The organism is Streptomyces sp. NPDC087901 (assembly GCF_044742205.1).
In the GTDB taxonomy this organism is placed as follows: Bacteria; Actinomycetota; Actinomycetes; order Streptomycetales; family Streptomycetaceae; genus Streptomyces.
This window is the reverse complement of sequence record NZ_JBIUUC010000005.1, coordinates 54,635-74,846: the sequence shown is the minus strand read 5'-3', so window position 1 is coordinate 74,846 and position 20,212 is coordinate 54,635. Positions and strand designations below refer to the sequence as shown.

The window sequence follows — 20,212 nt, the reverse complement described above, 5'->3', positions numbered from 1 at the left end:
CCATCGCGTCATGCCCGGGGGGCCTCGTCGTCCACCGGGGCCTCCAGCGCCGCCTTCAGGCGCTGGAGCGTGGTGCGGATGTTGCCGCGCTGGAACTCGGCGAAGGTGTGCCCCCGGGTCGCCGCCCGGTCGAAGGCGTTGGCCAGGAAGTCCGGCCAGGCACGGCGGTCGTCGGTCCAGATCTCGGTGACCCTGGTGCCGCCGTCCACGGCCTCGAAGCGGTACTCCCAGGTGGCTATCGAGCCCGGCAGCCGCGGCCGCTTGGCCCCGATGGCATGGACGCGGAAAGCGAACCGCTCACCCGGATCGGCAGCCGTCACCGTGCACCGGGTCGTCCAGCGCATGGCCCCGCGCTTGTTGCGGCCCTCGAAGACCATCCCGACGTACGCGCCCCGACGCTCACCGAGCACCTTCGCGCCCCTGTTCTCCGGACTCCAGCTCCCCATCGCCGTGGGGTCGCTCAACCGCTCATACACGAACGAGGGTTCGGCGAGAACCACGATGCTGTCGGACACGGACATGGTGCGGGGCATGAGGCACTTCCCGTTCCGCGGCCGACTGCGGTAACCACCGGGGCGTCGGAACGGCCGCACGGCCGACGGGCTCCCGGGTCCCACACCTTACTCACCGGTCACTTAGGCCTCCGCGGCGGGTTCCGGCCATTCCGCCGGACCGGAGCGCGAACGCTTCACGGCTCCGGTTCGTTGGACAGGACGGCTTGCCCGCATCACCTTCGACGACCGGATCCAGGAGCCCGCACATGCCCAGCCGTACCGACCCCGGCAGTACCGACACGAGCCGCACCCGACTGATCGAGCGGCTCATGGAGCAGTTCCCGCACGTACCGCGGGAGGCCGTCATCAAGGAGGACCTGCTGCGCGGCGGCCTGGCCTTCGACGAGTCCGCGCTCAGCGACAACGAGGGGGGTGACGTCAAGCCCAAGTCGTACTTCATCTTCTCCTTCGACCACGGCACCCTTCCCGAGCTCGGCGCGGCCGCGCTGCGCCGGCCGCCCGAGGAGATCGTCCTCACCGGCGGCCCGCACGAACTGCGGCGCACCGTCGTCTCCGTGCGGGTCAACCCGGCGTCCCCCTACCGCGTGGCGGCCGACGACGACGGTGTGCTCGGGCTGTACCTCGACGGCCGGCGGATCTCCGACGTAGGTCTGCCTCCGATGCCGGACTACTACCGCCACACCCTCGGCAACGGCAAGTCGGTCATGGAGGTCGCGCCCACCATCCAGTGGGGATACCTGGTCTACCTCACGGTCTTCCGCGTCTGCCAGTACTTCGGCGCGAAGGAGGAGTGCCAGTACTGCGACATCAACCACAACTGGCGCCAGCACAAGGCGGCGGGACGCCCCTACACCGGAGTGAAGCCTGTCGAGGAGGTCCTGGAGGCACTGGCCATCATCGACCGGTACGACACGGCGAAGACCTCCACGGCCTACACCCTCACCGGCGGCGCCATCACCTCCCACATCGGCGGACGCGACGAGGCCGACTTCTACGGCCAGTACGCCAAGGCCATCGAGGAGCGCTTCCCCGGCCGCTGGATCGGCAAGGTCGTCGCCCAGGCCCTGCCCAAGTCCGACGTCCAGCGCTTCCACGACTACGGCGTGCAGATCTACCACCCCAACTACGAGGTGTGGGACCGCCGGCTGTTCGAGCTCTACTGCCCCGGCAAGGAGCGCTACGTCGGCCGCGACGAATGGCACCGCCGCATCCTGGACTCCGCCGACGTCTTCGGCGCCCGCAACGTCATCCCCAACTTCGTCGCGGGTGTGGAGATGGCCGAGCCGTTCGGCTTCACCACGGTGAAGGAGGCGATCGACTCCACCACCGAAGGCCTGCGGTTCTTCATGTCGCACGGCATCACCCCGCGCTTCACCACCTGGTGCCCCGAACCGACGACACCGCTCGGCAAGACCAACCCGGACGGTGCGCCGCTGGAGTACCACATCCGGCTGCTGGAGGCGTACCGCGCGACGATGGAGGAGTACGGGCTCAGCTCGCCTCCCGGCTACGGCCTGCCCGGCCCCGGGCAGGCGGTGTTCTCCGTCAGCTCGTTCATGGACAGCCTGCCGGCCCGTCAGGAGGGCCCGGCCCAGGACCTGTCGCCTTGATGCTCCGAGAGGCCGGACCGGGCTGGGCCGGTGCTTCCCGGAGAGGCGCTACGCCACCTCCGGCACGGCTTCCAGGACCGCCCCCGCCAGTGCGCTCATCCGGCGTCGGCGGAGGTCCAGGACCGGAGCCGGGTTCGAGACGCCGTGGGTGGCCAGCAGGTTCATCAGGGACCAGACCACGTCAGGGCGTCCCGTCAGGGGGAGTTCCCGGCCGTCGGGCGCGATGACCCCGGCCGCGGTGGTGCCGGCGAGGAGGTTGGTGCGGGCCCAGTCGACGAGGTACGACCCGCCGTTCGGATGGGCCAGCAGGACGACCTCCCTGGTGCGGTGCAGGACGGCGAGATAGTTCATCGGCACCGTGAGGCGGCGGGCGGCGTCGAACTGCGGTGTGCCGTCCGCAGGCTGGATGCGCATGACCGTGTCCAGGACCGGGCCGTGGCCCTGGAAGGTGCGCGTGGCGCGCATCTCCAGAAACCGGGCGCGGACCAGGACGCCACCACGGCGCGACCACCGGCCGACGTGACCGAACGCCGCCCGCTCGCCCGGGAGGCTGTTCACGAGCCACCGGGATTCCTCCCCCGGTTCGCTCACCGGTGCCCGTGCCTCGGGGAAGGCGCGGTCCCGCTCGGCCACGGCGGTGTACCGCGCCGCCGTCGGTGCGTCCAGGTGGCGCAGGCCGATGGTGTCACCGGCCATTGCGATGCCTCCCGCCGACCGCGAGATCCGCATCTGGCGCAACAGCCGGTCCGGCCGCCGGGTCGCATCGCTCAGCCGCCCTTCGAGGTCGACCACCCTGCAGGTCCGTGTGCCGGCCAGCAGAGCACTGCCCGGCCACAGCGGGGTCACCTTCCCGTGAGCCCGTGGACCGTCCGGCTCGACGAGTACGGCCAGGCGGCCCGCTGTCACGGCCGAGAGGCAGACGGACGGAACCCGCCAGTCGTCCGTCAGCTCGAACCCGGCGGAATCGACGGCCTCACCGGCGTCACCGGCGTCGTGGACCCGCAGCCTCAGTCGTATCAGGGGTGTGAACTCGTCAGGCGTGTGGTCGTTCCCGTACGTAGTGAAGCCCGTGCTGCCCTCGGGGCTGTACTGCACGAGGGACGCCTCCAGGACGTCCGCCCGGACCAGCCGCGCCCGGGGAGACCCCTTCGGGGACCGGGGAGCCCACATCACGAAGGTCTCCTCCCCGTAGGAGAAGTTCTCCTCCTTCACGAGGTCCCGTCGTGTGATCCGGGGATGCTGATTCCGTGCGTACCTGTGAGCCGTGCCAACGATCAGGACCGAGCCGGCCAGCGCTGCGACGAGCGCGATCCAGGCCCAGTCCTCCCCCTCGCTCCAGGCGGTGTACGCCACCACGAAGGCCACCGGGACCGGAAGACAGCAGAGCGTGGCGAACGCCAGAAATCCGAACAACGCACCGGTATAGCCCCGCATGGCCCGCCTCGACTCGTCCCCGTACCCCGCACCACGAATCGTGGTGCGGGGGCAACCGCCCTGCCCCGCCGCTCCGGAGGCGAGGACCTCGGGCCACGTCATTCACTCATCGGCCCGGAGGGTGGCCAGTTCCCGCACCACGCCGGCGAAACCCCGGACCAGTTCGTTGTCCGTGCCGGCCGCCCAGGCGAGCACCACGCGCAGCGGCTCCACGTCCGTCAGCGGGACCCAGGAGAGATCAGGCCGCGCGTAGTACCGCGCCATGCTCAGGGGAGCGAAGCAGATCGCGGCTCCCTCCGCCACCTGTTCCAGCATCTCCTCGACGTTGTCGTTGGTCGGACCCCAACGTGGACTCGAGCCGTCCGGACGGGGATTGACGGCCCACCAGTCCACCCACTCGCGAGGCGCCCGCTCCGTCCACAGCAACGGCTCGTCCCCGACCTCGAGCACCGAGACACCGGATCGGGACGCCAGCGCATGGCCGGCCGGCAGACCCACGACGCGCGGCTCGGTGTGCACCGGCTCACTGTGCAGGCCGGTGAGATCGTTGGGCAGCCAGACGAAGGCGACGTCGGCCAGACCGTCCCGGAGCGCGGCGGCCTCCTGCCCCCAGTCGTAGCGCCTGGGCACCACCCGGACCCCGGGGTGGCGCCGGGCGAACTCCGCCCTTGCCCGGGTGGTCAGTTCGCCCGCGCCACTCGCCTCGAATCCCACCCGCAGCACGCCGGTCTCCCCTCGGGTGTGCCGCTCGGCAGCGGCCGTCACACGCTCGGACTGACGGACCGTGAGCAGCGCCTCGGAGACCACGTCGCGGCCCGCGGGGGTGGCCGTCACGCCACCGGCGTGACGGTCGAAGAGCCGCACTCCCAGCTCGGACTCAAGGCTCTTGAGCGCGTACGACAGAGCCGGCTGACTGACGAACAGCCGCCTGGCGGCCCGTCCCAGGTTCTCCTCTTCGGCGATCACGGTGAGGTAGTGCAGCTGACGCAGCTCCATGCAGCGATCATAAAGCGCGCTTATCGATCCGACGAGTCTCTGTCTTGGACCGTCGCGGGAGCCGGATGACATAACTGAGTCACCGCAACGCCACTGTGAACCACAGGAGTTGGACATGACCAGCGCACACGAAGCACACGAGGCAGCCGCCGCCCGCGACCACGCGCCGGGCCGCGTCTGGCTGATTACCGGGGCCTCCTCCGGCTTCGGACGTGCCATCGCCACAGCCGCTCTCGCGGCCGGGGACACCGTCGTTGCCACGGCCCGCAGGCCGGAGACGCTCGACGACCTGGTGGCCGCACACCCCGACCGGGCCGTCGCCGTGCAGCTGGACGTCACCGACACGGCGCGCATCGCGGATGTCGTCGCGGACACCGTGCTCTGGTACGGCCGGATAGACGTGGTGGTCAACAACGCGGGGATGGGGCTGATCGGCGCAGTCGAGGAGACGAGCGACCGCGAGCTGCGCGCGCTCATGGACCTGCACTTCTTCGGGCCCGCCGCGCTGGTGCGGGCCGTGCTGCCGCACATGCGGCGCAACGGTTCGGGTGCCGTGGTCCAGATGAGCAGCATGGGGGGCCGGTTCACGTTCCCCGGCGTCGGCGCCTATTCGGCGACGAAGTTCGCCCTGGAAGGCCTCTCGGAGGCGCTGGCTGCCGAGGTGGCCCCGCACGGGATCAAGGTGCTGATCGTGGAGCCCGGGTCGTTCCGGACGGGCTTCGCCGGCGGCGGTGCCCTGCGCCAGTCCGCGGCCCTTCCGGCCTACGAGGAGACGGTGGGCCCGGTCCGCAGTAACCTGCCGGGTTCCGACGGGAAGCAGGAGGGCGACCCGGACAAGGCGGCGGCCGCCATCCTGACCGCGCTCGCCGCCCAGGACACCCCGCTACGGCTGCCGCTCGGAAATGACGCGACGGACGCGGTCCTCGCAAGCCTCGACACCGCCCGCACCGAGGTGCTGGCCTGGGAGAGGATCAGCCGCAGCACCGGCTTCGACGACTGACGGCGGGGCGGGTGCGATGGCGTGTGCGCCCTGCCGACGAGGTGGGCGCGAAGGGGGCTGCACCCCGCCGGCGCAGCGGGTGCGACGAGGTCTGCACCTCATCGCACCCGCGCGCCGCACAGGATCTCAGGCCCGCCACTCGGCGGTCCGCTCGGCGGACGCCGCGGCCAGAGCCTTCTCGATCGCCGCGACATCACCTCGGTTGCCGTACACCGGCGTGCCCGGCTGCTGGCGCCACGACTCGTCGAGCTCGCCGGCGTCCACGGTGTCGAAGCCCAGCTCGTCGATCAGGTCACGGACCACCTGCTTCGCCGCAGCGTCGTTCCCGGCCACCGGCAGGGCCTGACGGTCCGCGCTGCCCCTCGGCAGGCCGTTGGAGAGAATGTCCTGCGCGTACGTCCCGTTGAACGCCTTGATGACCGGGTGACCGATCTGCCCCTGCGTCCACAGGCTCTCGGGCAGTCCGTCCTCGATCGCCGCGATGCGGCCGTCGCGCTCGCGCGGGTAGTAGTTACCGGTGTCGATGACCACGACGCCCTCCGCGGCCCCGGCGAGGAGGCCGCCGGGCAGAGCCGGGACGGCCTTGAGCGGGACCGTGATGACCACGACCTGCGCGCCCTTCGCCGCCTCGGCGGCGGTTACGGCGGTCGCGCCGGTCTCCTCCACGAGTGCGGTGAGCGTCTGCGGACCACGCGAGTTGGCTACGGACACCTCATGCCCGAGCGCAGTGAGGCGCCTGGTGAGGTTGCCTCCGATATTCCCTGCCCCGATGATGCCGATCTTCATGGGTGTGACCTTCCGATGGTGCGTTCGGTACATGAAAGGGCTCTCGTCGGTTCACCAACTCCGCCCTCCCGGAAGCTATTCCGTGCGGCGGCACATTGATTTCCCGGCGCGTCGGACGGATGGGACCCCCAGGCTGCGGGCACGTAACAGAGAAGGAAACGGAATCACCCGGATCATGTGTGAGGCGGTACCCATGCTGCACGGTGTCGACGTCAGCGCCTATCAGTCGTCCTTCGAAACGGACGGGCGGGATTTTGTCCTCATCAAGGCCACCGAGGGCCGTTCGTACGTCAATCCGCGTCTGGCCGCGCAGACGAAACGTGCCCGCGACGCGGAATGTGTGGTCGGCTTCTACCACTTCCTCTGGCCGGGGAATATCACGGCGCAGGCGGAATACTTCCTGAGCAGGGCGCCGGAAAAGGCGGGCGAGCTGCTGGCCGTCGACTGGGAGCAGAACAGCGAGGGCACCCATGCGAGCAATGCCGAGAAGGACCGCTTCATCCGCGAGGTCAAACGGCTGCGGCCGCATCACAAGGTCCTGCTCTACTGCAACCGCTACTTCTGGCTGAATCACGACACCACGTCGTACGCCGGGGACGGCCTCTGGATCGCCGACTACGTCACTGCCGGAAAGCCGCGCATCAAGGCTTCCTGGCGTATCCACCAGTACACCGATCAGCCACTTGACAAGGATGTCGCCGCCTTCTCCTCGCGGGCGGCCATGCGCACCTGGGCACGGGGGTAGCGACCGGCGGGGCGGGGGTGGGGAGGGAAGGGGAGGGAAGGCGAGAACCAGCCAATCGAAATATCCTGTTTCGAGCCTTGCGCATCCGGTCTGTGCGAGAGGCGCCGGCCGGGCGCGTACATCGAAGCGGAGGAGCACCCGTGAGAGCCGCCGTTGTCCGCAGCTTCACCGAGCCCCTGGTTGTCGAGGACAGGCCGGTACCCACCCCGGCCGGACATCAGGTCCTGGTCCGCATGGAGGCCTCAGGGCTGTGCCACACCGACATCCATGCGGCCCAAGGGGACTGGCCGGTCAAACCGAGTCCGCCGTTCGTCCCCGGCCATGAGGGCATCGGCATCGTCGAGGCGGCAGGTGACCAGGTCGGTCATCTCGCAGTGGGGGACCGGGTGGCCATCCCGTGGCTCGGCGAGGCATGCGGACACTGTGACCACTGCGTCTCCGGCTGGGAGACGCTCTGCCTGGAGCAGCAGAACAGCGGCTACTCGGTCGACGGCAGTCATGCCGAGTACGCCCTCGCCCACGGCACGTACGTCGTGCCCGTGCCCGACGGCATCGACCCGCTGGACGCGGCGCCCCTGACGTGCGCGGGCGTCACTACGTACAAGGCGGTCAAGCTGTCCGGGGCGCGGCCCGGGACCCGGGTCCTCGTCTCCGGAATCGGCGGCCTGGGGCATCTCGCCCTCCAGTACGCGCGGATCTTCGGCGCGGAGACCATCGCCGTCGACGTGACCGACGAGAAGCTGGCCCTCGCCCGGGAGCTTGGTGCCGACCATGTGATCGATGCCCGCGTCCAGGATGTCGCCGAGGAGGCGCGCCGTCTCGGCGGCGTCGACGCGGCCATCTCGCTCGCTGTGAGCAACGAGTCGTTCGCGGCAGCGTACGGGGCGCTGCGGCGGGGCGGCACTCTCGTTCTGGTGGCGCTCCCGGCGGAGGGCAGGCTGGAGATCCCGGTCTTCGACACCGTTCTGAACGGCACGAAGATCGTCGGCTCGATCGTCGGCACCCGGCAGGACCTGGCCGAGGTCTTCCGGCTGCACGGCCTCGGCCGTACCCGTGTGGTGCGCGAGAGCCGCGACCTGGCGGACATCAACGCCTCGATCGACGAGGTCCTCAGGGGCAGGGTGTCTGGCCGCCTCGTCTTCGACCTGCGCGGCAAGCCGGCATGACGCCCTCCTCCAATGGTGGGTGCTGACCCATAATTGGTAAGCGCCTACGATATACATGTGAACGAGAACGAGATCCCGCCCAGTCTCCTGGGATTCACCACCTACCTCATGTCGAGGACCGGCAAGGCGGCCCGGAGCCGGCTTGCCGAGCGGCTGGCCGACCGCGGCCTGCGGCTCCGGCACATGGCGGTGCTGGCCGCGCTCGTGGATTTCGGGCCCCATGTGCAGCGGCAACTGGCAGCGCGACTGGCCATCGACCGCAGTGACATGGTGAAGATCGTCGACGATCTGGGCACGGCCGGACTGGTGGAGCGGGCGCGCGACGTGGCCGACCGGCGGCGAGTGACGGTCACCGTCAGTCCGGCCGGCCGCGCACTGCTCGACAGCCTCCAGGCCGATGCGACGGCTGTGCAGGACGATGTTCTGGAGCCGTTGAACACGCGCGAACGCGATCAACTGACAGCTCTGTTGGCGCGAGTTCATGGTCACCTCCAGGGCGGATCAGGGGTGCGGCGGCCAAGTCGCTGACCCATTCCGCGCCCCGGGTGGGGCAGACTTCCTCGGTGACCACTGCCGCGGCTCAGCCGCCTCGTGACCGTGCACTCGGGCGCGGAATCTCCACCCTCATTCCGCAGGCCGCGACCGCGACGCCTGCCGAACAGGCGGCGGCCGTGCTGACGGCCATGCAGAGCGTTCCGGTGCGGGTGGGTGTGCTCCAGGCGGCCGTCGTGCTGCTGGAGGAGCGGGTACGCGCCACGGGCGACGAGGCGGAACGCGCCGCTGCGGCCACCACCGTGGCCATGCTCCGCGGCGCGATCGGCCAGGCCGGCTGACCACCGCCATGCCGGCCGGTTCCGCTCGATGATCCGGTGGCGGCGTCGAGCGCGGGCCGGTTCCGGCACCACGGGGTGATGCCGGGTGTCGGCGCGACCGGCGCGGGCATGGGTTCTGCGCCGTTCCGGGCAGAGGGCGGTCCGCCGTTCCGGCTGGGCGGAACGGCGGAGATGGCAGGCACTTCGGCCGGAACCGCCCCCCTGTCGAGGGAGTTGCCTCGACCACGCGTGCGTGAACCATTGACAGTCTCCCCGCTCTCTCACTACCGTCACGCCCACATTTCGAACGCATGACGAAATTTCGAACAGCGGTCAGCTCAACTGTCGTGCCGCGCAGGAGGGATGCCCGGAGGTGGCAGGTTTTCGAGCGTCTCCGTATGCCGCACACGCCGAACCATGTCCGATATACCGAACAGTCGATGAGGGCAATGCGGCCCGCCCAGCCGCTCCCCTCGCACCCGGAGGACCGACCATGCGCACCTCACGAACCGCGTCCGCCCCGCGCGTAGCCCGGACCGCAACGGTCCTCACCGCGCTCGCCCTCTCCGTCACCCTCGCCGCCTGCGGACAGAGCAGCGACGGTGGCAGCAAGGCCAAGAAGACGGGCGGCAAGGGCTCGACCATCGGAATCGCCATGCCGACCAAGTCGTCGGAACGCTGGATAGCCGACGGCAGGAACATGGCGGCCGAGTTCAAGAAGCTCGGATACAAGACCGATCTGCAGTACGGCGAGGACGACGTCGACCAGCAGGTCTCCCAGGTCGAGAACATGATCACCAAGGGTGTGGACGTCCTCGTGATCGCCGCCATCGACGGCCGCGCCCTCAGCGACGTACTGCACCAGGCGGGGGAGCAGGGCATCAGGGTCATCTCGTACGACCGGCTAATCCTCGGCAGTCCGGACGTCGACTACTACGCCTCCTTCGACAACGAGAAGGTCGGTGAGCTCCAGGCCGGATACATCCTCGACAAGCTGGGGCTGAAGTCCGGTGCCGAGAAGGGGCCGTTCAACATCGAGCTGTTCGCCGGGTCGCCCGACGACAACAACACGCGCTACTTCTTCCAGGGCGCCTGGAAGACGCTCAAGCCGTACATCGACAAGAAGCAGCTCGTCGTCCGCAGCAAACAGACGAAGCTGGACCAGATCACCACGCTCCGCTGGGACGGCGGCACCGCCCAGAAGCGCATGGACGACCTCCTCACCAGCGCCTACTCATCGGCCGAGGTCGACGCGGTGCTCTCCCCCTACGACGGCATCTCGATCGGCATCATCTCGGCCCTGAAATCGGACGGATACGGCACCGGATCCAAGCCGTACCCCGTCGTCACCGGTCAGGACGCCGAGGTCGCCTCCGTGAAGTCGATCATGGCGGGACAGCAGACGCAGACCGTCTACAAGGACACCCGCGCCCTCGCCAAGCAGGCCGTCCAGATGGCCGACGCCGTACTGAACGACAAGAAGCCCGAGGTCAACGACACCACGACGTACAACAACGAGAAGAAGGTCGTCCCGTCGTTCCTGCTCGACCCGGTCAGCGTCGACAAGACCAACTACCGTGCCGAGCTGGTCGATTCCGGCTACATCAAGGAGAGCGACCTCCGATGAAGGCCCCGACGGCGGAGCCGGTGGCCGCCGCCGTACCCGTCCTGGAGATGCGATCCATCATCAAGACGTTTCCCGGTGTCAAGGCGCTCTCCGACGTGTCCCTGACCGTCGCCCAGGGTGAGGTGCACGCCATCTGCGGGGAGAACGGCGCCGGGAAGTCGACCCTGATGAAGGTCCTCAGCGGGGTGCACCCGCACGGCAGTTACGAGGGCGAGATCCGGTTCAGGGGCGAGGGCTGCGCGTTCAAGGACATCCGGGCCAGCGAGGCACGCGGCATCGTGATCATTCACCAGGAACTCGCCCTGGTGCCGTACCTCTCCATCGCCGAGAACATCTTCCTCGGCAACGAACACGCCACACGCGGCTTCATCAGCTGGAACGAGACCCTGCGCCACGCGGCCGTCCTCCTCGACCGGGTCGGTCTGCGGGAGCACCCGCAGACCAGAGTCGCGGACATCGGCGTCGGAAAGCAGCAACTGGTCGAGATCGCCAAGGCCCTCTCCAAGAAGGTCGAACTGCTGATCCTCGACGAGCCGACCGCCGCCCTCAACGACGAGGACAGTGCCAAGCTCCTCGCCCTGATCAAGGAGCTGAAGGGCCAGGGCATCTCGTCGATCATCATCTCGCACAAGCTCGGTGAGATCACGGCGGTCGCCGACTCCGTCACCGTCCTGCGCGACGGCCGGACCGTCGAAACCCTTGACGTGAGAGCCGGATCGACCACCGAGGACCGCATCATCCGCGGCATGGTCGGCCGCGACCTCGATCACCGCTTTCCCGAACGCACGCCGTACGAAGGCGACCCGGGAGCGCACCCGGCCCTGGAAATCCGTGACTGGACCGTCCACCACCCGATCGACCAGCACCGCAAGGTGGTCGACCGCGTCTCCGTCCTGGCCCGGCGCGGCGAGATCGTCGGCATCGCCGGGCTGATGGGCGCCGGCCGCACCGAACTCGCCATGAGCGTCTTCGGCCGCAGCTACGGCCGCAACATCAGCGGCACCGTACTCAAGGACGGCAAGGAGATCCGGACCCGCACCGTCTCCGAGGCGGTCCGCCACAAGATCGCCTACGTCACCGAGGACCGCAAGCAGTACGGCCTCAACCTCATCGACACCATCGGCCGCAACATCAGCCTCGGCGCCCTGGACAAGGTGTCGAGGCGCGGGATCGTCGACGAGCACGAGGAGACCCGCGTCGCCGAGTCGTACCGCACCTCCATGAACATCAAGACCCCCACGGTCTTCGAGCAGGTGGGCCGCCTCTCCGGCGGCAACCAGCAGAAGGTCGTCCTCGGCAAATGGATCTTCGCCGGTCCGGACGTCCTCATCCTCGACGAGCCGACCCGCGGGATCGACGTCGGCGCGAAGTACGAGATCTACTCCGTCATCGACCGGCTGGCCGCCCAGGGCAAGGCCGTTGTGCTCATCTCCTCCGAACTTCCCGAGCTGCTCGGCATGTGCGACCGCATCTACACCATGGCCGCCGGCCGGCTCACCGGCGAAGTCCCGCGCGCGCAGGCCACCCAGGAGGTCCTCATGCGCCATATGACCAGCGACAAGAGGTAGCAGGAATGCCCCAGGCCCCCACCGACACCCCGCAGCGCACCGTCAAGCAAGCCCTGGCCGCGCCTCCCACGACCAGCACCCTCCTCCTGGACGCGGTCCGCCGCAACATGCGCCAGTACGGGATGCTCATCGCCCTCGGGCTGATCGTCGTCCTCTTCGAGATATGGACCGACGGGGTCCTGCTCAAGCCGAACAACGTCACCAACCTCGTCCTCCAGAACAGCTACATCCTGGTTCTCGCCATCGGGATGATGATCGTCATCATCGCCGGGCACATCGACCTCTCCGTCGGTTCACTGGCCGCATTCGTCTCCGCGGCCGCCGCGGTCATGATGGTCCAGCACGACATGCCCTGGGTCCTCGCTCTCGTGCTCTCGCTGATCGTCGGAGCGGTCGCGGGCGCCTGGCAGGGCTTCTGGATCGCGTACGTCGGCATCCCCTCGTTCATCGTCACGCTGGCCGGAATGCTGCTGTTCCGCGGCGGGACGCAGATCCTCCTGGGCAGCCGCTCGCTCGGCCCGTTCCCCGAGGGCTTCCAGAAGATCTCCACCGGATACCTTCCGGAGATCGGGCCCGAGACCAACTACCACAACCTGACCCTCCTCATGGGCTGCGCACTGCTGGTCTTCGCTCTCCTCCAGGAGGTCCGCGACCGCCGCCGCCAGCAGCGCTACGAACTCGACGTCCTGCCCCGGAACATCTTCCTCGCCAAGTGCGTGGCCATGGGCGCGGCCGTACTCGCCTTCACTATGACCCTGGCCAGCTACCGCGGCGTCCCCGTCGTGCTCCTCCTGCTCGCCGTCCTCCTCATCGGCTTCGGCTACGTCATGCGCAACGCGATCATCGGCCGCCACGTGTACGCGCTCGGCGGCAACCGCGCCGCGGCGAAGCTCTCCGGCGTCAAGGACCAGCGCGTCACGTTCCTCGTCTTCGTGAACATGGGCGTACTGGCGGCGCTCGCCGGCATCGTCTACGCCGCCCGCCTCAACGCCGGCGTGCCCCAGGCCGGAACCAACTTCGAACTGGAGGCCATCGCCGCCGCGTTCATCGGCGGAGCCTCCATGAGCGGCGGCGTCGGCACGGTCTTCGGCGCCATCATCGGCGGCCTCGTGCTCGGCGTACTCAACAACGGCATGTCGCTCGTGGGGATCGGCACCGACTACCAGCAGGTCATCAAGGGGCTGGTGCTGCTCGCCGCCGTCGGGTTCGACGTCTACAACAAACGCAAGGTCGGCTCGTAACTCCCCTCCCCGTCAAGGAGTCACCCATGCCCAGCACCACCAGACGCACCGTGTTGACGGCCGCGGCCGCCGCAGGCATCACCGTCACCGCGGCAGGAACCGCCCGCGCGACCGACGGCCGTCGCAGCGCAACCGGCAACACGCCCGTCAAGGAGCTCTTCGGCCGGCTCGCCGACGGCACGGCGGTGCACCGCTGGACCCTGAGCAACGGCGGGACAACTCTCAGAGCCCTCTCCTACGGCGGCGTCATCCAGTCCCTGGAGACAGCCGACCGCCACGGCAGAACCGCCAATGTCGCCCTGGGCTTCGACAACCTCGACGACTACGTGGCCAAGTCGCCCTATTTCGGCGGGCTGATCGGCCGCTACGGCAACCGCATCGCCGACGGACGGTTCACCCTCGACGGCACCACCCACCAGCTCCCCGTCAACGACGGCCCGAACAGCCTGCACGGCGGCGACCGGGGCTTCGACAAGCGGATCTGGGACGTCGAGCCGTTCACCCGCGGCGCCGACACGGGCCTGATCCTCACCCGGACCAGCCCGGACGGCGAGGCCGGCTACCCCGGCACCCTGGCCGTCCGCGTCACCTACACCCTCACCCCGCGCGGCGCATGGCGCATCGACTACGAGGCCACGACCGACCGGGCCACCGTCGTCAACCTCACCAGCCACACCTACTTCAACCTGGCGGGGGAGGGGAGCGGCACGATCGACGGCCATCTGCTGGAACTCGCCGCCGCACGCTACACCCCGGTCGGCTCCACGCTCATCCCGACCGGCGAACTCGCCCCCGTCGCGGGCACCCCCTTCGACTTCCGCCGCACCAGAGGCATCGGCACGCAGGACCGCACCCCGCACGAGCAGACCGTGATCGCGAAGGGGATCGACCACAACTACGTGCTGGACAAAGGCATCACGTCCCGCCCCGAGTACGCCCTGACCGTCACCGACCCCGGATCCGGCCGGGTCATGAAGATGTACACCACCGAACCCGGCATGCAGCTCTACACCGGGAACTTCCTCGACGGGACCCTCACCGGCACCTCCGGCCGCCTCTACCGGCAGGGCGACGCGTTCTGCCTGGAGGCCCAGCACTTCCCCGACTCGCCCAACCAGCCGTCCTTCCCCTCCACCGTGCTGCGCCCCGGCCGATCCTACCGGACGACGACCGTGCACGCGTTCTCCACGCGTTGACGCACCCTGCGCGGTGACGGTCAATCCGCTCGCACCGAGACCGGCTGCTCTGCCATTCTGATCTTCGTGCCGCCCGGCCGGGGCGGGGGAGTGAAGGACGGCGGAGCAGCCCTTGATGAGTGTTTTCGAAACGGTGAGCGGCCGGGTACGCGGACGCGCCCCGGACCGGGGCGTCGTCGCCGTACTCGGTATTCCGTACGCCGAACCGCCCTTCGGCGCCGACCGGTTCAGGGAGCCGCGCCCGCGCCGGGCCTGGGAGGGGACCCGCGACTGCGTGGAATACGGCCCCGTTTCGCCGCAGTCGGCGGAGCTGCCGGGCGCTCCGCGGTGGTCGCCCGGTGACGAGGACATCCTCGCCCTCAACGTCTGGACCCCCGAACGCGGGAACGGGACGGAGGACCGCCCGTTGCCGGTGCTGGTCTGGATCCACGGCGGGGCCTACACCTTCGGGTCGAGCGCCCAGCCGGACTTCGACGGCACGGTGCTCGCCCGCGCCGGCCTTGTGGTGGTTACGTTCAACTACCGTCTCGGGTTCGAGGGCTTCGGCCATGTACCGTCCGACGGCGAGGACACCTGTCCGCCGAACCGCGGGCTGCTCGACCAGATCGCCGCACTGGAGTGGGTACGCGACAACATCGCCTCCTTCGGCGGTGAGCCGGACAATGTGACCGTGGCCGGGCAGTCCGCCGGAGCGACATCCGTGGCCTGCCTGATGGTCATGGACGGGGCACGGGGGCTGTTCCGGCGGGCGATCGCGCACAGTGCGGTCGGCCCGGTCTTCGCACCGGAACTTGCCGAGCACGTCCTGCAGAAGGTGGCCGCCTCGGCGGGGGTCCCCGCGACGCACGCCGGACTGGCAGCCGCTTCCCCGCTAGCCCTGGTGCAGGGCTCCGACGCGGTCGTCGACGAGTACCGGAAGGATCCGCACTCCGGACACCTGTACTGGGACCCCGTCATCTTCGGCCCGGTCGCCGACGGCCGTCTCCTGCGTGCCGATCCGCTGGGCCTCATCGCGGCCGGGGAGGCCTCGGACGTCGATCTCCTCGTCTGTCACACCACCCAGGAGTACTGGCTGTTCGACGCCGTCGGGAGCTGCGCCGAGGTGACGACGGAGTCCGAACTGGCGCGCCTGGCCGAGGACTTCGGGCTCCCGGACTCCGTGCCGGAGGGCTATCGCCGCATCGCGCCCGAGGCGTCCGTGTGCGAGATCCGTCTGGCGCTGTGCGGGGACCTGATGTACGGCGAGTACAGCAACCGGCTCGTCGCCGCGCATGCGCGGAGCGGCGGGCGCACCTTCCTGTCGCGATTCGCCCGGCAGCGGCGTGAAGCGGAGCCGGGGGTGTACGCCTGGCACTGTGCGGACGTTCCCTTCGCCTTCGGGAACATCGCCGACGAGAGAGTCCAGTTCCTGATCGGTGGTCCGCCGACTCCGGAGGACCACCGACTCTCGGCCCGGATGGTCGCGGCCTGGGCGGGATTCGCGGCCACCGGTGAACCGGGGTGGCAGCAGGTCGGCGACGTCTCGGGCGACGCGATCAGGATCTGGGGGGCGGCGGACCCTGCTGCGGGGCCCGACTTCTGGCGTGACGGCGAGGCTCTCCGCGAGCTGTGGAACACGTTCGCCTACTGCCCGGCGAGACCCTGAGACGGGCCCGTCGGCGCGGCCCCGCGATGTCATTGGCATGGACCTGCTAACGGTGCTCGGCTACAGTCCGGATCGGCACACTCTGAGAGCGCTCTCAAAAGAGTCGTCTCCCGGACGCCTGCTGTTCCTCCCCCACGTCGCCGGAACAACAGAAGGGCCAACACCATGAGACGCACCACGGCTTTACGCACAGCCCTGTCCGCCGTCCTCCTCGTCGGAGCCTGGGCGGGCGCAGGCTTCCCGTCCGCCTCGGCAGCGGACGCCCCTTCCGCCGAATTCCGCACCGCCACCGGCACGCCACAGGCGTCCGCCGGTCTGCTGGCCGCCATGCAGAAGGACCTCGGCCTGACGGAGAGCCAGGCCAGGGCGCGGCTCTCCGCGGAGAAGACGGCGACCGCCATACAGCCCGACGCGCAACGCGCCGCCGGGGCCTCGTACGGCGGTTCCTGGTTCGACCGGTCGACGGGCGGTCTCACGGTCGCCGTCACCAGCGAGAAGCAGGCAGCTGCCGTACGGGCGACGGGCGCCGCCGTCCGCCTGGTGACGCACACCGCGCGCAGCCTCGACGCCGCCAAGGCGCGGATCGACCAGCTCCCTGCGCCCGCCGGCGTCAGCAGCTGGCACGTCGACCCGGAGGCCAACAAGATAGTCGTGAACGTCGTCTCCTCGGCGCGGTCCGACAACGATGTCCGGAAGTTCGTCGAACGGGCCCGGGACGCCGGCCCCGTGGCCGTCGAGCGGATCGCCGAGGCGCCGCGGACCTTCTCCGCGGGGACGGTGGGCGGCGACCCCTACTACACGGGGAACGTCCGGTGCTCCATCGGCTTCTCCGTGTACGGCGGCTTCGTCACCGCCGGACACTGCGGACAGGCGGGCGCGTCCGTCAGCGGCTGGGACGGATCGGGGATAGGCAACTTCCAGGGATCCTCCTTCCCCGACAACGACTACGCCTGGGTCAGCGTGGGCAACGGCTGGTGGACCGTCCCCGTGGTCCTGGGCTGGGGCACCGTCTCCGATCAGCTGGTCCGTGGCTCTGCCGTGGCCCCGGTCGGCGCCTCGATCTGCCGCTCGGGCTCCACCTCGCACTGGCACTGCGGGAACGTGCTCGCCACCAACGAGACGGTGAACTACAGCCAGGGCGCGGTCCACGAGATGACCAAGACCAGTGTCTGCGCCGAACCGGGCGACTCGGGCGGATCCTTCATCAGCGGGGACCAGGCACAGGGCGTCACCTCGGGCGGGTGGGGCAACTGCAGTTCCGGCGGTGAGACCTGGCACCAGCCGATCAACGAGATCCTGAACCGGTACGGGCTGACGCTGCACACGGCCTGATCCAGGCCGACCGGTCCCGGGGGCCTGTCACGCGGAGCACACCGCTCCCGCGTGGCAGGCCCCCGGCGCGTGAGCCGGGCGGGTCACCGGGACCGGCCGGGGCAGCCGCGTCACCGCCCCGACAGCCCCACCTGGACAACCTCTGACCATGGCAGGGAAGGCGACCGGGATCTGGCACGGTCCACGGGACGTACACTCCACTCATGGGTCATACAGATGCGGTGAGGGAGTGCCTGCGACAGGTGCCTCACCTGCTGGGCCCCGCCGCTCCCCGGGCGCGCTGCCGCGCCCTGCACGGTCACGGCTGACCAGGACCTCACCGCAGCCGGCCGCACCGCGACGCACTCCCCGTCCCGGCCGCGCTCTCCCGCTCCGCCACCGGAGCCGTTCCACCCCCTTCGCTGCGCAGACCGCAGCACCCCGCACCATGCGCAGCTCCCGCGGCACGCCGTCGGCGATCCCACGACGGCGGCCGACGGGCCGAGCCGCATTTTCGAGAGGACCCCTGCATGAATCTGAGGGAGTTGCTGGCCGGTCACGATCACGAGGTCCTCCTCGGTGATCCGGAGACCCCGATCACCGCAGGAGCCTGCTTCGACGCCCATCGCGTCGTGCCCGGTTCGCTGTACATCGCCGTGCCCGATCACCGTGAGGGCGGTCCCGAGGCCGTCGGCCCGGCACTGGCGCGCGGAGCCGTCGCCGTGCTCCTGGAGAGCGAGGCACCGGAGATCCTGGCGGCCGTGCGGGCCGCGGCCACCGGTGCGTGCGTGGTGCGGGTGGCGGACGCGCGGACCGCGGCGGCAGTCGTCACATCCCGGTACTTCGGAGAACCCGGCCGGTCCATGGACATGGTTGCCGTCACCGGCACCAACGGGAAGACCTCGGTCTCGTACATGGTGGAATCCGTACTGAGGATCGCCGAGGGCGCGAAAGTCGGTGTGATCGGCACGGCCGGCAGCCGGATCGGTGACGAACTCATCCCGATGCCCCGCTCGGTCCTGACCACGCCGGAGTCGCCGGACTTCCAGTACCTCCTCGGACACATGCGCGACCAGGACGTCGGCACCGTGGTTCTGGAGGCCACCTCGATGGGCCTGCTGCACCACAGGGTGGACCGTGCCTTCCTCGACGTGGGCATCTTCACCAACCTCACCCAGGACCACCTGGACGACCACGGCACCATGGAGCACTACCGCGACGCCAAGCTCCGCCTCTTCCAAGGGCTGTGCCGCAGCGCCGTCGTCAACGCGGACGACCCGGTGGGGGCCGCGATCGTGCCGACGATGCCGGGCATGGTCACCACATACGGAATCGACGCGCCGGCCGACTACCGTGCCACGGACCTGAGCATGAACGCCTTCGGTACCCGCTTCACCCTCCACCACGAAGGCGACAAGTATCCGGCGGCGATCCCGGTGCCGGGGCGCTTCTCGGTTTCCAACGCACTCGCCTCCGTGGCGGCCTGCCACCTCCTGGGACACGACCTCGCCGGGCTTGTGGCCGCGCTCGACCGGATGCCTCCGGTCCCTGGGAGGCTCGAACGGTTCGAGACGCCGCGGGGCACAGCGGTGATCGTGGACTACGCCCACTCCCCGGACTCCCTCGACAAGGTGCTCAGCGCCGTACGGGACTTCGCCCGGGGCCGGGTCATCACCGTGTTCGGCTGCGGGGGAGACAGGGACGTCACCAAGCGGGCGCGGATGGGCGAGATCGCCGGGTCCCGATCCGACCTGTGCGTCCTGACGTCCGACAACCCCCGGTACGAGGACCCCGAGGCGATCATGGACCAGATCACGCCGGGCCTCAGGGCCACGGGAACGAGGTTCGAACGCCGCGCGGACCGGCGCGAGGCGATCGCCTTCGCCCTGTCGGCCGCCGGCCCCGACGACATCGTCCTGGTGGCGGGCAAGGGCAGCGAGCCCTACCAGATCGTCGGCGAACAGCTCATCCCCTTCAGCGACATGGCCACGGTTCGAGAACTCGCCGCCCTCCAGCACTGACAGCCGGCGCTCTGCGACCGCCGCAGAGCGCCGCCTTCCGCAGGAGTGAGATCAGGCCAGCCTCAGATCGATGAAAGGCACGCTGTCACCCGGCAGTACATACCGCTCGGTCTCGACGAATCCACGGCCGAGCGCGAAGCGCAGCCCCTCCGGGTTGGACTCCAGAACACAGGTCTCGATCACCTCGGCGCCGACCGCGCGCGCCGCCGCCAGGCCGCTCTCGTACAACTGCCCGCCGAACCCCTTGCCGCGGTGGTCCGGCAGCACCCGTGCGATCACGGTGGCCGTCGTAGTGCTGCTGGTAGGCGGCCGCACGGTCGAGCAGCCCACCGGGACTTCGCCGAGATACGCCACGGCGAGCCGGTTGCGACCGGAGCGTTCGCGTACGTCCGCGAACGACAGCACTGCCGTGGGAATGATCGCGTTGTGGACGTACTGCCAGTCCTGGAGCATGGCGTCGCCATCCACAGGCTCGATACTCAGTTCGGTCATCGCAGCAGGAAACCGCGAGAGCGCCCATGCGTCAACTCGCGCGCCCC

General features: G+C 69.5%; 18 protein-coding genes. 13 read left to right on the top strand and 5 right to left on the bottom strand.

What is annotated here, in order from left to right; all coding sequences use genetic code 11:
- Positions 1 to 8: 8 nt before the first annotated feature.
- Positions 9 to 533 (bottom strand): SRPBCC family protein, encoded by a 525-nt coding sequence (locus ACIOEW_RS17515; protein WP_401964520.1) that lies wholly within the window; start codon positions 531 to 533, stop codon positions 9 to 11.
- A 227-nt stretch (positions 534 to 760) separates the two neighbouring features.
- Here ACIOEW_RS17515 and ACIOEW_RS17510 point away from each other — a divergent pair, with 227 nt between their 5' ends.
- Positions 761 to 2,125 carry a radical SAM protein gene (locus ACIOEW_RS17510; RefSeq protein ID WP_401964519.1) on the top strand — a complete coding sequence of 455 codons (1,365 nt, stop codon included), beginning with the start codon at positions 761 to 763 and terminating at the stop codon, positions 2,123 to 2,125.
- Positions 2,126 to 2,173: 48 nt separating this feature from the next.
- On the opposite strand, the gene ACIOEW_RS17505 is transcribed toward ACIOEW_RS17510, so the two are convergent.
- Both ACIOEW_RS17505 and ACIOEW_RS17500 read right to left on the bottom strand, forming a co-directional pair.
- Complete coding sequence (locus ACIOEW_RS17505) at positions 2,174 to 3,661, bottom strand: hypothetical protein (RefSeq protein ID WP_401964518.1); 1,488 nt, start codon at positions 3,659 to 3,661, stop codon at positions 2,174 to 2,176.
- On the bottom strand, positions 3,662 to 4,555 hold the full coding sequence (locus tag ACIOEW_RS17500; protein ID WP_401964517.1) for a LysR family transcriptional regulator: 894 nt from the start codon (positions 4,553 to 4,555) through the stop codon (positions 3,662 to 3,664).
- Positions 4,556 to 4,670: 115 nt separating this feature from the next.
- Here ACIOEW_RS17500 and ACIOEW_RS17495 point away from each other — a divergent pair, with 115 nt between their 5' ends.
- On the top strand, positions 4,671 to 5,555 hold the full coding sequence (locus tag ACIOEW_RS17495; RefSeq protein ID WP_362547160.1) for an oxidoreductase: 885 nt from the start codon (positions 4,671 to 4,673) through the stop codon (positions 5,553 to 5,555).
- A gap of 126 nt (positions 5,556 to 5,681) precedes the next feature.
- Here ACIOEW_RS17495 and ACIOEW_RS17490 read toward each other — a convergent pair whose 3' ends face one another.
- Positions 5,682 to 6,374 (bottom strand): NADPH-dependent F420 reductase, encoded by a 693-nt coding sequence (locus tag ACIOEW_RS17490; RefSeq protein WP_401964516.1) that lies wholly within the window; start codon positions 6,372 to 6,374, stop codon positions 5,682 to 5,684.
- Positions 6,375 to 6,534: 160 nt separating this feature from the next.
- Here ACIOEW_RS17490 and ACIOEW_RS17485 point away from each other — a divergent pair, with 160 nt between their 5' ends.
- The 11 genes from ACIOEW_RS17485 to ACIOEW_RS17435 all read left to right on the top strand — a co-directional run bounded on the left by ACIOEW_RS17485 (position 6,535) and on the right by ACIOEW_RS17435 (position 19,673).
- The gene (locus ACIOEW_RS17485) at positions 6,535 to 7,086 is read left to right on the top strand and encodes a GH25 family lysozyme (protein WP_362547166.1); all 552 of its coding nucleotides are present in this window, start codon (positions 6,535 to 6,537) and stop codon (positions 7,084 to 7,086) included.
- A gap of 140 nt (positions 7,087 to 7,226) precedes the next feature.
- Positions 7,227 to 8,252 (top strand): alcohol dehydrogenase AdhP, encoded by a 1,026-nt coding sequence (adhP, locus tag ACIOEW_RS17480; protein ID WP_401964515.1) that lies wholly within the window; start codon positions 7,227 to 7,229, stop codon positions 8,250 to 8,252.
- Between the two features lie 108 nt (positions 8,253 to 8,360).
- Positions 8,361 to 8,780: a MarR family winged helix-turn-helix transcriptional regulator gene (locus ACIOEW_RS17475; RefSeq protein ID WP_401964960.1), complete on the top strand. Its 420-nt coding sequence runs from the start codon at positions 8,361 to 8,363 to the stop codon at positions 8,778 to 8,780.
- A gap of 35 nt (positions 8,781 to 8,815) precedes the next feature.
- Positions 8,816 to 9,085, top strand: coding sequence for a hypothetical protein (locus tag ACIOEW_RS17470; RefSeq protein WP_362547172.1), 270 nt, complete (start codon positions 8,816 to 8,818; stop codon positions 9,083 to 9,085).
- 472 nt (positions 9,086 to 9,557) lie between these two features.
- The gene (gene chvE / locus ACIOEW_RS17465; protein ID WP_362547175.1) at positions 9,558 to 10,691 is read left to right on the top strand and encodes a multiple monosaccharide ABC transporter substrate-binding protein; all 1,134 of its coding nucleotides are present in this window, start codon (positions 9,558 to 9,560) and stop codon (positions 10,689 to 10,691) included.
- Entirely contained in the window at positions 10,688 to 12,259 is a 1,572-nt protein-coding gene (gene mmsA / locus ACIOEW_RS17460; RefSeq protein WP_362547178.1) for a multiple monosaccharide ABC transporter ATP-binding protein, read from the top strand. The genes chvE and mmsA overlap by 4 nt, the downstream gene beginning before the upstream one ends.
- Positions 12,260 to 12,264: 5 nt before the next feature.
- A complete protein-coding gene (gene mmsB, locus ACIOEW_RS17455; RefSeq protein WP_401964514.1) occupies positions 12,265 to 13,500 on the top strand; it encodes a multiple monosaccharide ABC transporter permease in 1,236 nt (411 codons plus the stop codon).
- Positions 13,501 to 13,526: 26 nt separating this feature from the next.
- Positions 13,527 to 14,696, top strand: a complete 1,170-nt coding sequence (locus ACIOEW_RS17450) for an aldose epimerase family protein (RefSeq protein ID WP_401964513.1) — start codon at positions 13,527 to 13,529, stop codon at positions 14,694 to 14,696.
- A 115-nt stretch (positions 14,697 to 14,811) separates the two neighbouring features.
- Entirely contained in the window at positions 14,812 to 16,341 is a 1,530-nt protein-coding gene (locus tag ACIOEW_RS17445) for a carboxylesterase/lipase family protein (protein ID WP_401964512.1), read from the top strand.
- A gap of 165 nt (positions 16,342 to 16,506) precedes the next feature.
- A complete protein-coding gene (locus tag ACIOEW_RS17440) occupies positions 16,507 to 17,673 on the top strand; it encodes a S1 family peptidase (RefSeq protein ID WP_401964511.1) in 1,167 nt (388 codons plus the stop codon).
- 509 nt (positions 17,674 to 18,182) lie between these two features.
- Positions 18,183 to 19,673 (top strand): UDP-N-acetylmuramoyl-L-alanyl-D-glutamate--2,6-diaminopimelate ligase, encoded by a 1,491-nt coding sequence (locus ACIOEW_RS17435; RefSeq protein WP_401964510.1) that lies wholly within the window; start codon positions 18,183 to 18,185, stop codon positions 19,671 to 19,673.
- 51 nt (positions 19,674 to 19,724) lie between these two features.
- Here the strand turns inward: ACIOEW_RS17435 and ACIOEW_RS17430 are convergent, their stop codons facing one another.
- On the bottom strand, positions 19,725 to 20,165 hold the full coding sequence (locus ACIOEW_RS17430) for a GNAT family N-acetyltransferase (RefSeq protein WP_401964509.1): 441 nt from the start codon (positions 20,163 to 20,165) through the stop codon (positions 19,725 to 19,727).
- Positions 20,166 to 20,212: the final 47 nt, after the last annotated feature.

Coding starts and splice junctions, on each gene's coding strand:
- ACIOEW_RS17475 (WP_401964960.1), top strand. CDS start 8,361: ATGTCGAGGACCGGCAAGGCGGCCCGGAGCCGGCTTGCCGAGCGGCTG.
- ACIOEW_RS17490 (WP_401964516.1), bottom strand. CDS start 6,374: ATGTACCGAACGCACCATCGGAAGGTCACACCCATGAAGATCGGCATC.
- ACIOEW_RS17485 (WP_362547166.1), top strand. CDS start 6,535: ATGCTGCACGGTGTCGACGTCAGCGCCTATCAGTCGTCCTTCGAAACG.
- mmsB (WP_401964514.1), top strand. CDS start 12,265: ATGCCCCAGGCCCCCACCGACACCCCGCAGCGCACCGTCAAGCAAGCC.
- ACIOEW_RS17495 (WP_362547160.1), top strand. CDS start 4,671: ATGACCAGCGCACACGAAGCACACGAGGCAGCCGCCGCCCGCGACCAC.
- ACIOEW_RS17450 (WP_401964513.1), top strand. CDS start 13,527: ATGCCCAGCACCACCAGACGCACCGTGTTGACGGCCGCGGCCGCCGCA.
- ACIOEW_RS17435 (WP_401964510.1), top strand. CDS start 18,183: ATGAATCTGAGGGAGTTGCTGGCCGGTCACGATCACGAGGTCCTCCTC.
- chvE (WP_362547175.1), top strand. CDS start 9,558: ATGCGCACCTCACGAACCGCGTCCGCCCCGCGCGTAGCCCGGACCGCA.
- ACIOEW_RS17510 (WP_401964519.1), top strand. CDS start 761: ATGCCCAGCCGTACCGACCCCGGCAGTACCGACACGAGCCGCACCCGA.
- ACIOEW_RS17445 (WP_401964512.1), top strand. CDS start 14,812: ATGAGTGTTTTCGAAACGGTGAGCGGCCGGGTACGCGGACGCGCCCCG.
- ACIOEW_RS17430 (WP_401964509.1), bottom strand. CDS start 20,165: ATGACCGAACTGAGTATCGAGCCTGTGGATGGCGACGCCATGCTCCAG.
- ACIOEW_RS17440 (WP_401964511.1), top strand. CDS start 16,507: ATGAGACGCACCACGGCTTTACGCACAGCCCTGTCCGCCGTCCTCCTC.
- ACIOEW_RS17500 (WP_401964517.1), bottom strand. CDS start 4,555: ATGGAGCTGCGTCAGCTGCACTACCTCACCGTGATCGCCGAAGAGGAG.
- mmsA (WP_362547178.1), top strand. CDS start 10,688: ATGAAGGCCCCGACGGCGGAGCCGGTGGCCGCCGCCGTACCCGTCCTG.
- ACIOEW_RS17515 (WP_401964520.1), bottom strand. CDS start 533: ATGCCCCGCACCATGTCCGTGTCCGACAGCATCGTGGTTCTCGCCGAA.
- ACIOEW_RS17505 (WP_401964518.1), bottom strand. CDS start 3,661: ATGACGTGGCCCGAGGTCCTCGCCTCCGGAGCGGCGGGGCAGGGCGGT.